At 63.5% G+C, this 12908-nt stretch carries 15 protein-coding genes and 1 tRNA gene; 11 read left to right on the top strand and 5 right to left on the bottom strand.

Annotated features, from left to right (window positions below; all coding sequences use genetic code 11):
* Window positions 1-344: 344 nt before the first annotated feature.
* The 3 genes from MESCI2_RS0117210 to MESCI2_RS0117220 all read right to left on the bottom strand — a co-directional run bounded on the left by MESCI2_RS0117210 (window position 345) and on the right by MESCI2_RS0117220 (window position 1334).
* A complete protein-coding gene (locus MESCI2_RS0117210) occupies window positions 345-647 on the bottom strand; it encodes a DUF982 domain-containing protein (protein WP_027037663.1) in 303 nt (100 codons plus the stop codon).
* A gap of 260 nt (window positions 648-907) precedes the next feature.
* Window positions 908-1132 carry an alkylphosphonate utilization protein gene (locus tag MESCI2_RS0117215; RefSeq protein ID WP_013529641.1) on the bottom strand — a complete coding sequence of 75 codons (225 nt, stop codon included), beginning with the start codon at window positions 1130-1132 and terminating at the stop codon, window positions 908-910.
* Window positions 1133-1244: 112 nt separating this feature from the next.
* Window positions 1245-1334, bottom strand: a tRNA-Ser gene (locus MESCI2_RS0117220).
* A gap of 360 nt (window positions 1335-1694) precedes the next feature.
* On the opposite strand from MESCI2_RS0117220, the gene MESCI2_RS0117225 reads away from it, so the two are divergent.
* The 5 genes from MESCI2_RS0117225 to MESCI2_RS0117245 all read left to right on the top strand — a co-directional run bounded on the left by MESCI2_RS0117225 (window position 1695) and on the right by MESCI2_RS0117245 (window position 5574).
* The gene (locus MESCI2_RS0117225; RefSeq protein WP_027037664.1) at window positions 1695-2399 is read left to right on the top strand and encodes a hypothetical protein; all 705 of its coding nucleotides are present in this window, start codon (window positions 1695-1697) and stop codon (window positions 2397-2399) included.
* Between the two features lie 309 nt (window positions 2400-2708).
* On the top strand, window positions 2709-3032 hold the full coding sequence (locus tag MESCI2_RS0117230) for a hypothetical protein (RefSeq protein WP_027037665.1): 324 nt from the start codon (window positions 2709-2711) through the stop codon (window positions 3030-3032).
* A gap of 100 nt (window positions 3033-3132) precedes the next feature.
* Complete coding sequence (msrA, locus tag MESCI2_RS0117235; protein WP_027037666.1) at window positions 3133-3798, top strand: peptide-methionine (S)-S-oxide reductase MsrA; 666 nt, start codon at window positions 3133-3135, stop codon at window positions 3796-3798.
* A 208-nt stretch (window positions 3799-4006) separates the two neighbouring features.
* Window positions 4007-4996, top strand: a complete 990-nt coding sequence (locus tag MESCI2_RS0117240) for a BMP family lipoprotein (RefSeq protein WP_023812582.1) — start codon at window positions 4007-4009, stop codon at window positions 4994-4996.
* 116 nt (window positions 4997-5112) lie between these two features.
* A complete protein-coding gene (locus MESCI2_RS0117245; RefSeq protein ID WP_027037667.1) occupies window positions 5113-5574 on the top strand; it encodes a GNAT family N-acetyltransferase in 462 nt (153 codons plus the stop codon).
* On the opposite strand, the gene MESCI2_RS0117250 is transcribed toward MESCI2_RS0117245, so the two are convergent.
* Window positions 5569-5964 (bottom strand): hypothetical protein, encoded by a 396-nt coding sequence (locus tag MESCI2_RS0117250; RefSeq protein ID WP_027037668.1) that lies wholly within the window; start codon window positions 5962-5964, stop codon window positions 5569-5571. The two genes, MESCI2_RS0117245 and MESCI2_RS0117250, sit on opposite strands and share 6 nt — an antisense overlap.
* Window positions 5965-6175: 211 nt before the next feature.
* Window positions 6176-6382 carry a SlyX family protein gene (locus tag MESCI2_RS0117255; protein WP_197031562.1) on the bottom strand — a complete coding sequence of 69 codons (207 nt, stop codon included), beginning with the start codon at window positions 6380-6382 and terminating at the stop codon, window positions 6176-6178.
* Between the two features lie 245 nt (window positions 6383-6627).
* Between MESCI2_RS0117255 and MESCI2_RS0117260 the strand changes: the two genes are divergently transcribed.
* From MESCI2_RS0117260 to deoA, 6 genes are read left to right on the top strand one after another with little or no spacing between them, the layout of a single operon-like run.
* Window positions 6628-8160, top strand: a complete 1533-nt coding sequence (locus tag MESCI2_RS0117260; protein WP_027037670.1) for an ABC transporter ATP-binding protein — start codon at window positions 6628-6630, stop codon at window positions 8158-8160.
* Window positions 8157-9296: an ABC transporter permease gene (locus MESCI2_RS0117265; RefSeq protein WP_027037671.1), complete on the top strand. Its 1140-nt coding sequence runs from the start codon at window positions 8157-8159 to the stop codon at window positions 9294-9296. Before MESCI2_RS0117260 ends, MESCI2_RS0117265 begins: the two co-directional genes overlap by 4 nt.
* Window position 9297: 1 nt before the next feature.
* A complete protein-coding gene (locus MESCI2_RS0117270) occupies window positions 9298-10269 on the top strand; it encodes an ABC transporter permease (protein WP_027037672.1) in 972 nt (323 codons plus the stop codon).
* A 56-nt stretch (window positions 10270-10325) separates the two neighbouring features.
* Window positions 10326-10718 carry a cytidine deaminase gene (gene cdd, locus MESCI2_RS0117275; RefSeq protein WP_013529630.1) on the top strand — a complete coding sequence of 131 codons (393 nt, stop codon included), beginning with the start codon at window positions 10326-10328 and terminating at the stop codon, window positions 10716-10718.
* Between the two features lie 30 nt (window positions 10719-10748).
* On the top strand, window positions 10749-11558 hold the full coding sequence (locus MESCI2_RS0117280) for a purine-nucleoside phosphorylase (RefSeq protein WP_027037673.1): 810 nt from the start codon (window positions 10749-10751) through the stop codon (window positions 11556-11558).
* Window positions 11558-12877, top strand: a complete 1320-nt coding sequence (gene deoA / locus MESCI2_RS0117285; RefSeq protein ID WP_027037674.1) for a thymidine phosphorylase — start codon at window positions 11558-11560, stop codon at window positions 12875-12877. The genes MESCI2_RS0117280 and deoA overlap by 1 nt, the downstream gene beginning before the upstream one ends.
* Window positions 12878-12908 lie beyond the last annotated feature (31 nt).

A 12908-nucleotide genomic window follows, 5' to 3' on the forward strand; every position in this document is an offset into this window, starting at 1 on the left:
TTATTCCTTTTGTTCTTTGTACTTTGCGAATTTGACAAGAGAGTTCGCAATATCTCGAAAGTGGCCCGGCGCATCTTTGGCGACGGAACCGATTGTGTTTTCTGAAAGGAATATGGACCCGATCGCCATAAAGGTTCGAGACGGGGCGCAGTGGAAAGAAATAGGAATTTCATAAAGATTTTTGCGCGGGCTCTTCCCGACACGCAGGGATTGTCGCGCAAGACACGCGGCCAGCCACAGGATTGCGATTTCCCTGCGAACTGCCGGAAACGGGAAAGCCCGGCTGGGGACCAGCCGGGCTTTCTATGGTGGTGTGGCTTTAGCCGCCACGGAGGGTACGATCTTCAGGCGGCGTAGCCGCCATAGCCACGCGCAACGGCGTGCACGCCCGCCACCGGCTCGAGGTCCGGCCACAGGATACAAGAAGCTTGCGCAAACTGGACGAGCGCTTGGCGCGCCTGCTCGATGGTCACATAGCCTGGGATGGCGAGTTCACATGCTTCCACCGCGTTGCGGTAAAGCGGGCCGCGGCGGGAGGTCGTCCAATTGGTGAGGAAATCGTGCATTTCGGCCAGCGAGGCAATCTCGCGCTTGAAGCCGAGTCCGACCGACAGTGCGACCGGGGAATGAAACAGCTTGTCGTGCATGAAGCGGGCTCCTGGTTTTTCGCGCGCTTGGAGAGATATCCGGGCGGGTCCGCGAACGGGACGCCGTGAAACGCGCAACGAGGCCGGAGGTTCCAGCTTGGGACTTGGCGATTTTTGATTGTGCCTGGTCGGCGAAATTATCAATTCGCAGCGCAACGATCGCGTGCCGGACGCTCAACGGCTCCGCAGCCCAGTTGGCGACGGCAGGCTCTCCAAAATCCCGCAGGAGCCATCGAGATCGCTCCTCCCCGCCTTGAGGCTCACGCCTTCTTCACGAACTCGGTCTTGAGCACCAGGCCTTTCACTTGCTTGGTGTTGCATTCGATCTCGCCGGGATTGCCGTTCAGGCGGATGGCCTTCACCAACGTGCCGCGCTTGATCGTCTCCGAAGTGCCTTTGACTTTGAGGTCCTTGATCAGCGTGACGGAATCGCCGTCATTCAATTGAGCGCCATTGCTGTCGCGCACGATTACATCGTTCGGCATGCCATCTCCTGTGATTGGCAGGTTTCAAGGGCAAAGCGCGGCGGGATGTTTACCGCCCTCCTTCGCGCAGAGGCTCGGGCTTGTCCTGCGAAGCTCGTAGAACGAAGCGGGATGGCGGAGAGAGCGGGATTCGAACCCGCGTTACGGTCTCCCGTAAACACACTTTCCAGGCGTGCGCCTTCAACCACTCGGCCACCTCTCCGTCCATGCATGTCGCGTCGGCCGGTTTTGCCGCGCGGGTTGGGGAGATGCACCTCCCTTTGGGCAAGGCGGAACTTCCGCCATCGGCGTCGCCAACCAGCAAACACCTTCCCCTGCACCTGAGCCGTCGAAGCAACAGGCGCGGGGCTCATCTAGTCGATCCGGCGCCGAATGCCAAGCCATATCAGCCGTCTATTCGCTTTGCCGGCCACACAGTGTTCGCAGGGCCGCCGGCATGCCCGTTTTTGCGGGCGCCGCCGCTGCAATGGTGTGCACAGGCAGGACCGCCGGGCCGGCCGCCCTTGACTTCCCCCGGAGTTGCCTGTCGGGTGCCGAGGCTTTGCGGGGGCATTGAGCGGACATGACATCGAGCAATGGACAGACGCCAGTCAGGCGGCCGGACAGCGGGCTTTCCTTCGTGCCGGTGGGCTGGCTTGTCTTCGTCATGGCGTGGTCGGTCTACGGCCTGATCTCCGTCTGGCCCGCGGTCGGCGCCACCGGCCTGCCAGACAGCGTGTTTTACCTTATCTATGCGGGGCTCTTCATCGACGTCGTCACCATCCTGTGGGGGCTTTACCTGCTAGGCCTCGCCTTCGGCCGCTCGGCCCGCTTCCCGCGCCGGTTCATCATCTGGCAGGTCGCCACAATCGTCTGGCTGGTGGCCTGGCAGACCGCTGCACTGACGATTTCGGATTTCGTCTTTTCGGGTCAGGCGCTTGCCATCACGGCTGCTCAAATCGCCATCGGCGGTCTCTGCATCCATCTGCTGCGCCGTGGATCCGAAGCCGATGCCGTTTATGTCAATCCGGAAACCGAAAGCCCGCCTGTCTTCGTCTCCGTCATCGCCGCGCTGCTCGGCATCGTCCTGGGCGCGGTTATCGGCGCCGTGGCCGGATTCGCCATCGGCTCGGTGATCGCTGATGCCACCGAGATGAGCTGTTTCGAGGGCGCCTGCGGCTATTTTGCCGTGTTCACCGGCCTGGCCGGCCTCGTGATCGGCGCCATCGGCGGCGGCATTTTCGCCGTCTGGCGTGTCCATCGGCGCAAAAGGAAGCCGGCTGTATAGTTCGCGCAGGGCAACGAATCCGGGTTCCCCCGGGCTTTCGAGACTTCGCCGGCGCGTCGATTTGCGAGGCACCAAATGCAAAAACCCGCCTATGCGGCGGGTGGTCGGCGCAAGTCAGCACCATATCGAAATTAGTAGCATAGCTGCCCTCACATGTCAATGAAAAGCCACCCGGCCGACTGTTGTGCGGCCTTCTGTTGACCTGAGTTTGGAACCTGCAAATTCGCGTATGGCGATTGCGATCCGGCCATGCGCATTCTATCTCTGAAAGGCCCCTCGGGAGGGGGACCTGCCCGGAGGAGGGTTCTGATGTTTCGCTTCGTCTTTCGTCTTGCCGCCATGATCGCGCTGTCGATTTCCGTCATCATGGCGGTGCTCGACGCGACACGCACCGTGGCGGCCTCCGTGCTGGTGCTGACCCCGCTCAACACCAGTTGGCTGGCGGTCTCGCCCGACACGCGGGCCGCCTTCGAGACCTTCATCCGGACCAAGGCCAGCCCGCTGCTGTGGGACGGGGCCATCGCCTGGGTGCTGAACCAGCCGGGCTTCGCCGTGTTCGCGGTGCTGGCTTTCCTGCTCTATGCGATAGGCTACAGGCGGTCACCGCGTACCGGTCAATTCGCCGCCACCTAGAGCATCGGACCCAAAAGCGGTTGCCGGTTTTGGGAAACCCGATGCTCAAACAAAGCCGCCGTCATGCGGCTTTTTGCGTTCACCCGAAGAGGAGCCGCGCATGTTCTTTCTCAGCGACATGCTGAACAAGAAGCTCAATCTGCCGAAGCCCTCCGAGGCTCTGCCGGGCCGCGCCAGGGCGATCCCGACCGCATCCAGGCACAAGGTCTTGAAAAGACCGCTCAAGGGTCCTTATCCCGAGAGGCTGGAGACGGCGATGTTCGGACTCGGCTGCTTCTGGGCTGCGGAGCGGCTGTTCTGGCAGATCGAAGGCGTCTGGGTCACCGCGGCCGGCTATGCCGGCGGCTTCACGCCCAATCCGACCTATCAGGAGACCTGCACCGGGCTTACCGGTCATGCCGAAGTGGTGCTGGTGGTCCATGACCCCGAGATCGCCTCCTATGCTGGGCTTCTGAGGCTGTTCTGGGAAAGCCACGACCCCACGCAAGGCATGCGCCAGGGCAATGATGTCGGCACCGCCTATCGCTCCGCGATCTACACGAGCGACGAGGCGCAATTGTCGGCGGCGAGCGCCTCGCGCGATGCGTATGAGACCTCGCTGCGCGGTGCCGGCCACGGCAGGATCACCACCGAGATCGCCCCGGCGGCCGAATTCTACTTCGCCGAAGCCGATCACCAGCAATATCTGGCGAAGAACCCTTACGGCACGTGCAACCTCAAAGGCAACGGCGTCGCTTGCGCCATCCCTGCCGCCGCCTCCGCCTGACACTTGGCGCAAGGACAAGCTGCGGTGCGGCTTGCCCGCACCAAGCTTTTCCAAAAGGTCAAAATTCCGCGTGAATTTTGTTTCGGGCCATGCCAGATTGCCGCCGAGCGGGAGGGAGTACACTCCTGGCTGACGTCGTATGCCTGCCGGAGAACCGGGCCGGCATGCGGCGCGTAACGGAAAAAATAACCGACAGGGTGTGGATCACATGAAACGTATCGTTCTCGGCCTCCTGGCCGCAACCGCAATGGTTCTTCCGGCTTTCGCCGCGGATGTCCAGCCGGCCATCCTCTATGATCTCGGCGGCAAGTTCGACAAATCCTTCAACGAGGCTGCCTACAACGGCGCCGAAAAATTCAAGACGGAAACCGGCACGGCCTACGTCGAATTCGAGGTCTCCAATGCCTCGCAGCGTGAGCAGGCGCTGCGCCGCTTCGCCGAGGACGGCCGCAACCCGATCGTCATGGCGGGCTTTGCCTGGACGGACGCGCTGGCCAAGGTCGCCGCCGAATATCCCGACCTGAACTTCGCCATCATCGACGACCAGGTCGATCTGCCGAACGTGCGGTCGCTGAAGTTCAAGGAACAGGAGGGCTCCTACCTCGTCGGCGTCCTGGCGGCCATGGCTTCGAAGTCGAAGAAGGTCTCCTTCGTCGGCGGCATGGATATCCCGCTGATCCGCAAGTTCGAATGCGGCTATGTCGGCGGCGCCAAGTCAGCGGGCGCGACCGACGTCATCCAGAACATGACGGGTGATACGCCGGCTGCCTGGAACGATCCGGCCAAGGGCGGCGAGATCGCCAAGACGCAGATCGACCAGGGCTCCGACGTGGTCTATGCCGCGGCAGGCGGCACCGGCGTCGGCGTGCTGCAGGCGGCGGCAGATGCCGGCAAGCTCGGCATCGGCGTCGATTCCAACCAGAACGGCCTGCAGCCGGGCAAGGTGCTGACCTCGATGCTGAAGCGCGTCGACGTCGCCGTCTACACCGCCTTCATGGACGGCAAGAACGGCACCTTCAAGGGCGGAGTCGAGAATCTGGGCCTCAAGGAAGGCGGCGTCGACTACGCCATGGACGACAACAACAAGGCGCTGGTGACGGACGAGATGAAGGCGGCCGTCGAAAAAGCCAAGGCCGACATCATTGCCGGCAAGGTCGAAGTACACGACTATACGGCTGACAACGCTTGCCCCTATTGAGCGGCACGAACACACAGCCATGATCTGCAAACCGCCGGGCGCCAGCCCGGCGGTTTTGCCTTATACGGGTTCGAGCGAAACCTTCGCTCCGTGCCGGACACCGTTTCGGGATACAGATGCAGCCGACGATCGAACCCATGGGCGAGCACGACGTAGCAGCTGCCGCGCAACTGCGCCTGGCTGCCTTTTTCGAGGGAACCGGAAGGAGCCTCGGGGAAGATGCGGCAGGGCTTCGCGACTTGATCGCCGGTGACGGCTTCGAGGCGGCATTCGTGGCCCGGGTCGGCGACACCCCGGTCGGGACATGCCTGCTGGTCCGCCACGAGTTGGAGCCCGCGCATGATCTGACGCCATGGCTGGCCGGGTTGGTTGTCGATGCAAGGTATCGACGCCGAGGCATCGCCACCGCGCTGGTCAAGGCAACGGAAGCCCATGCCGCGTCACGGGGCGTCGAGACGCTCTATCTCTACACATGGGATGCGCGTGATTTCTACGCGACCCTTGGCTGGAATACCGTTGAGATATGCGGTTCGGACGGCGAGACGATGGCGCTGATGTCACGCCGGCCTCGCCTATAGCAGCTTCGCGACGAGACAGCCCAGCGCGAACGCCACTATCAGTCCGGCGGCAACCACAAATCCGCGCCGGCCGCCCAGCGTGTGCAGGCCGATGCCATGCGGCCGCTGCGACAGGCTTCGGATCACGGTTGGCGGCCTGGCGTCGCTCAGGCCAGAACTACGCATCTGCGGCAGGTCGCCAATCCGCTGCGTGATCTGTTTCCAGCGCTCCTCGCCGCTGGCTGGGTCGGCACGGTCAAAGATGTGCATGCGTTCGGCAAGCTGCACGACCGCGTCGCGGAAGGCGGGATCGATCTCCAGGTCGCGCTCTGCCCTTTCACGGTCCACATCGTTCATAAGACCGAGCACGTAGTCGCCGGCCCGCGCGATGCGATCGCTTTCACTGACCACGGCGTGCACCCTCCCCCTTTTCCTCAGAGACTGGTTCGAACCTCAGAGACTGGTTCGAAATTCGCTCTGGAGAGTCATATGATGGTGCTTTCGAGAACCGTAGCGGAGCGGACATTTGGTGCGTGAGCTCAGTTCTACTGCACGCAGTAGAACGGGGAAGCGCAGAAAACGCCATCAGATGGCCGCCAGAGTAGAATTTCCAAACAGTCTCTCACCAGTGCGGCGGCTTGGTTACCGGCACATCATCGCCTGTCTGCTCCTCCAGCGCCAGGAAGCGATCGCTCAGTGCGTCGAGCTTGCGCTGCATGCGCTCGATCACTTTCCACTGCTCGGCGATCTGGCCGGACAGTTCCTCGATGGTCTTCTCCTGCTCGGTGGCGCGAATTTCCAGCGTCGTCAGCCGGTCGGCGGGCATGATCATGTGAATTCCCCAATCTTCACCGCGATGACGTTCACCGCGATGTCGTTGACCGCGATGTCTTGCGCCGTGATGCGAATTTCGGCTCCGTCATACTAGCGAATGTGAAGGCCCCGGCCACGTTGCAAATTGACAAGCGCACCGGGATTTGTCGAGAGTGAACCTGCTCCGCCAATTGGCACGGGCGGAGTGTCATGCTAGGCGTTTTGACCAAGCGATAAAAAAATAAGAGTGGGACAGGCTGCATGGCGCAAGCCGCAATCGAGTTGATCGGCATCAACAAGAGTTTTGGTGCGGTGCGCGCCAACCGGGACATCAACCTTGAGATCGGTCGCGGCACGATCCACGGCATTGTCGGCGAGAACGGAGCTGGCAAGTCGACACTGATGTCGATCCTCTACGGCTTCTACCAGGCCGACAGCGGCGAGATCCGCGTTGGCGGCCAGCCGGCCTCGATCAAGACCCCCAATGACGCCATCGCGCTCGGCATCGGCATGGTGCATCAGCACTTCATGCTGGTCGACAATTTCACGGTGCTGGAGAACGTCATCCTCGGCGCCGAAAGCGATGCGCTCTTGAAGAAGAGCATCGCCAAGGCGCGCTCCGAACTGGAGCGGCTGGAGCGTGAATACGGGCTGGAAGTCGATCCCGATGCAATCATCGAGGAACTGCCGGTCGGCCTGCAGCAGCGTGTCGAGATCCTGAAAGCACTCTATCGTGGCGCCGAGATCCTGATCCTCGACGAGCCGACGGGCGTTTTGACACCGGCCGAGGCCGACCATCTGTTCCGCATCCTTCGGCAGTTGAAGGACCAGGGCAAGACGGTGGTGCTGATCACCCACAAATTGCGCGAGATCATGGCCATCACCGACACCGTGTCGGTGATGCGCCAGGGCACGATGGTGGCGACGCGCGAGACAGCCAAGACCACGGTCGAGGAACTGGCCGAGCTGATGGTCGGGCGGCGCGTGCTCTTGCGGGTCGAGAAGGGCGAGGCGGCAGCCGGCGCCGTCAAGCTCGCGGTCAAGAACCTGACGGTCAGGGATACGCGCGGCGTCACCATGGTCGACGACATCTCCTTCGATATCAGGGCGGGCGAGATCGTCGGCATCGCCGGTGTCGCCGGCAACGGACAATCCGAACTGCTTGAGGCGATTTCCGGCATCAGGCGCGCCGTGTCCGGCTCGGTCATGCTCGACGGCAAGCCGATCGACCTGACCGGTGCGGCAGATCCCGGCGAATTGCGCGACCGTGGCCTGGCGCATGTGCCGGAGGACCGCCATCACGTCGGGCTGGTGCTGGCCTTCGAGGAGAACGAGAATTCGATCCTCGGCTATCACGACGATCCCCGCTATCTCCGGGGTCCTTTCCTCAACATCGATGCCATCCGCAACGATGCCAAGGACAAGATCACGAAATACGATATCCGGCCGGCCGACTGTCGGCTGAAGACCGCCAATTTCTCCGGCGGCAACCAGCAGAAGATCGTGCTGGCGCGGGAGATGGAACAGGACCCGGGTGTTCTGATCGTTGGCCAGCCGACACGCGGCGTCGATGTCGGCGCCATCGAATTCATCCACAAGCGCCTGATCGCCATGCGCGACCAAGGCAAGGCGGTGCTGGTGGTGTCGGTCGAGCTGGACGAGATCCGTTCGCTGTCCGACCGTATCCTGGTGATGTTTGCCGGCCGCATCGTCGGCGAGCGCGGTCCCGAAGCGACCGAGGGCGAGCTCGGCCTGCTCATGGCCGGCATCGAGCACCAGGAGGCAGCCGAATGAGCACGCCTTACGCCAAACTGCCGGCCTGGGCCGACTATGGCCTGATCCCGCTGATCAATCTGTTCGTCGCCTTCGTCGTCGCCGGCTTCGTCGTGCTTTTGGTCGGTGAGAATCCGCTGCGCGCAGCCGTCATCCTGGTCGAAGGCGCCTTCGGCAAAGGCACCGGCATCGCCTTCACCCTCTTTTATGCCACCACCTTCATCTTCACCGGCCTTTCGGTGGCGGTGGCCGCGCATTGCGGCCTGTTCAACATCGGCACCGAGGGGCAGGCCTACATCGCCGGCCTCGGCATCGCCATCGTCTGCCTGAGCTTCGACAGCACACTGCCATGGTGGCTGACCTTCCCGCTGGCGATCATTGCGGCGGCGGCAGTGGGCGCATTGTGGGCGCTCATCCCGGCCTATCTGCAGGCCAAGCGTGGCTCGCACATCGTCATCACCACCATCATGTTCAACTTCATCGCCGCCTCGATCATGGTTTACCTGCTGGTCGGCCCGTTGAAGCCAGCCGCCTCGCAAGCGCCGCAGACGCGCAACTTCCTCGCCGGCGCGGAATTGCCCAAGCTCAACTGGATCATCGAGCTGTTCGGCGCCAAGATCCGGTCGGCGCCGCTCAACGTCACCTTCCTGCTGGCGCTGGTCATGGCCTTCCTGGTCTGGCTGCTGATCTGGCGCACCAAGCTCGGCTATGAGATGCGCACCTACGGTCACAGCCCGAAAGCGGCACGCTATGCCGGCATTTCCGAAACCCGCATCATCATCACCGCCATGATGATCTCGGGCGGGCTGGCCGGCATGATGGCGCTCAATCCGGTGATGGGCGATCAGCACAATGTCGCCATCGACTTCGTTTCCGGCGCCGGCTTCGTCGGCATCGCCGTGGCGCTGATGGGCCGCCTGCACCCTGTCGGCATCGTGCTGGCGGCGATCCTGTTCGGCATGCTCTACCAGGGCGGCGCCGAACTCGCCTTCGAGATGCCGGCAATCAGCCGCGACATGATCGTCATCATTCAAGGCCTGGTGATCCTGTTTGCCGGTGCCCTCGAGCACATGTTCCGGCCCTACATCCAGGCGCTGTTCGCCTCGTTCAGTCCGCGATCGGTCGGCATGGAAGCGGTCAAGGGGAAAGGTGCCTGAGATGGATGTGTTCAACGCGATCATCCAGACACTGGACTCCACCATCCGCCTCTCGGTGCCGCTGCTGCTTGCCTGCCTCGCCGGCCTCTATTCGGAACGCGCTGGCATCTTCGACATCGGCCTCGAAGGCAAGATGCTGGTCGGCGCCTTCGCCGGCGCGGCGGCGGCTTCCGTGTTTCATTCGGCCTTTCTCGGCCTCGGCATGGCGATCCTGATCTCGGTCGCCTTTGCCATGATCCACGGCTTTGCCTCGATCACCCATCGCGGCAACCAGATCGTCTCCGGCGTGGCGATCAATTTCATCGCCGCCGGCTCGACCATCATCCTCGGCCAGGCCTGGTTCCAGCAGGGCGGGCGCACGCCGGCGCTGCAACCGGGCGAGCGCTTCGAGGCCATCACCCTGCCGGGCGCCGAGGCCATCCGCGACGTGCCGATCATCGGACCGATCTATGCCGAACTCCTGTCGGGCCACTCGATCCTGGTCTATCTTGCCTTCCTGATGGTGCCGTTCACCTGGTGGGTGCTGTTTCGCACCCGTTTTGGCCTCAGGCTGCGCGCCGTAGGCGAGAACCCGGCCGCCGTCGACACCGCCGGCATATCCGTCGCCTGGCTGCGCTACAGGGCGCTGATCTGCACCGGCATTCTCACCGGCATTGCCGGCGCCTACCTGTCGATGGTGCAAAATGGCGGCTTCGTGAAGGACATGACCGCCGGCAAGGGCTACATCGCGCTGGCAGCCCTGATCTTCGCCAAGTGGAAGCCGGTCAACGCCATGTTCGCCTGCCTTCTGTTCGGCTTCCTCGACGCGGCGTCGATCCGCCTGCAAGGATCACCGCTGCCCATCATCGGCAAGGTGCCGGCGCAGTTCATGCAGGCGCTGCCCTACATCCTCACCGTCATCCTGCTCGCCGGCTTCATCGGCAAGGCCATTCCGCCACGCGCCGGCGGCGTGCCTTATGTCAAGGAACGTTGAGCGGCAGGTCGGCTTTGCGCCGGGTTTTGAACACGATCATCGGAGAGAACACCTGAATGTCGCATGATCTGTTCGAGGCCGCCAAGGCCGCCATGGCCAAGGCCTACGCGCCCTATTCCAAGTTTCCGGTCGGCGCTGCCTTGCGCACCGAGGACGGGCGCGTCTTTACCGGCGCCAACATCGAAGTCGCCTCCTATCCGGAAGGCTGGTGCGCCGAGACCACGGCGCTCGGCCACTACATCATGGGCGGCGGCGGCAAGATCGTGGAGATCGCCGTCCTTGCCGAACGCATGGCCAAATGCTCGCCTTGCGGCGGCTGCCGCCAGCGGCTTGCCGAATTCTGCCGGCCGGAAACAAAGCTCTATCTCTGCGACAATGCGGGTGTGGCCGAGACCGTGACCATGGGCGACATGCTGCCTTACGGTTTCCGCGGCGATATTTTGAAATGAACAACGGGCTCAAATGAACAGCTGGCGGCGATGACTGAAAAAGCCCTGGATCATCTCGTCGAAAGGCTGGACGGCCTGGCGCCGGCCACCGCACTGGTGCTCGGTTCGGGCCTCGGCGGTCTGGTCGACCAGATAGAGGACCCGATCCGCATCTCCTATGCCGACCTGCCGGGTTTTCCCAGAAGCGGCGTCACCGGGCACGCCGGCGAAGTGGTGGCAGGGCTGTTTGCCGGCGTGCCGGTGCTGATGCTGTCGGGCCGCGCCCATTACTACGAGCACGGCAACGCCGCGGCGATGCGCCCGGTGTTGGAAGTGCTTGCCGGCATCGGCATCACGAAATTGATCCTTACCAATGCCGCCGGCTCGGTCGATCCGGACATGCCGCCGGGCTCGGTGATGCTGATATCGGACCACATCAATTTCTCGGGCACCAATCCGCTGATCGGCGAACCCAGCGACCGGCGTTTCGTCGGCCTGACCGAACCCTATGATGCCGGCATCCGCCAGGCCATCGAAGGGGCGGCAAATGCGACCGGCACCACCCTGCACAAGGGCGTCTATATGTGGTTCTCCGGCCCATGCTTCGAAACGCCGGCCGAAATCCGCATGGCGCGCATCATGGGCGCCAATGCGGTCGGCATGTCGACCGTACCTGAAGTCATTCTCGCCCGCTTCCTCGGACTGCGCGTCGCCGCCTGTTCGGTCATCACCAATTTGGCGGCCGGCATGACCGGGGCCGAGCTATCGCACCAGGAAACCAAGGACATGGCGCCGGTCGGCGGCGCGCGGCTGGCGACGATCCTGCAGCGCGTGTTCCACGACGGACTGCTGGAGACCTGATGCTTCCCCAGGAAATCATCCGCCGCAAGCGCGATGGCCTCAGGCTGTCGGAAGGAGAGATCGCCGGCTTCGTCGAGGGCGTGACGTCAGGCGCCGTTACCGATGGCCAGGCCGGCGCCTTCGCCATGGCGGTGTTCTTCAACGGCATGAACCGCGACGAGGCCGTGGCGCTGACGCTGGCGATGCGCGATTCCGGCGATGTGCTCGACTGGTCGGACCTGCCCGGCCCGGTCACCGACAAGCATTCGACCGGCGGCGTCGGCGACAATGTCTCGCTGATGCTGGCGCCGATCGTCGCCGCCTGCGGCGCCTATGTGCCGATGATCTCGGGCCGTGGCCTTGGCCACACCGGCGGTACGCTGGACAAGATGGATGCCATCCCCGGCTACGTCAGCCAGCCCGACGTCGCGCTGTTTCGCAAGGCGGTGCTCGAAACAGGCTGTGCCATCATCGGCCAGACCGCCGACCTCGCGCCCGCTGATCGACGGCTCTACGCGATCCGCGACGTCTCCGGCACGGTCGAATCGGTGCCGCTGATCACCGCTTCGATCCTGTCGAAGAAGCTGGCGGCCGGGCTGCAATCGCTGGTGCTCGACGTCAAGGTCGGCAACGGCGCCTTCATGGAAAAATCGCGCGACGCCACCGCACTCGCCAACAGCCTGGTTGAGATCGCCAACGGCGCCGGACTGAAGGCCTCGGCGTTGATCACCGGGATGAACGAGCCGCTGGCGTCGGCCGCCGGCAACGCCGTCGAGGTGCGCAACGCCGTCGATTTCCTCACCGGCCGGTTTCGCGACCGGAGGCTTGAGGACGTGACGCTGGCGCTCGCCGCCGCAATGCTGCAGTCGGCGGGACTGGTATCGTCCAATCAGGATGGCATGCGGCGCGCCACCGAGACGCTCGCCAGCGGCCGCGCCGCCGCCACTTTCGCGCGCATGGTGGCCGCGCTTGGCGGCCCCGTCGATTTCGTCGAGAAACCGGAAAAATATCTGCCAGCGGCAGCGATCGAATTTGCCGTCAAGGCGACCGCAAACGGCTTCGTCACCGGCATCGCCACCCGCGATATCGGGCTCGCCGTGGTCGGCCTGGGAGGTGGGCGCACGCGGCCGGACGACCAGATCGACCCCGCGGTCGGCATCACCAGGCTGTTGCCGGTCGGTGCGGAGGTTGGGATCGGCGAGCCGCTGGCGCTGATCCATGCCCGCTCATCGGCCGATGCCGAGGCCGCCGCGGCAACCGTGCTTTCGGCCTATACGGTCGGCGCCTCGAAGCCGCCGGCCGACAAGTCGGTCATCCGGCGGATTCTGCCGCGCGGCTAGAGCAATTCCAGGAAAAGTGTGAAACGGCTTC

This window comes from Mesorhizobium ciceri WSM4083, assembly GCF_000519305.1.
GTDB lineage: Bacteria > Pseudomonadota > Alphaproteobacteria > Rhizobiales > Rhizobiaceae > Mesorhizobium > Mesorhizobium ciceri_B.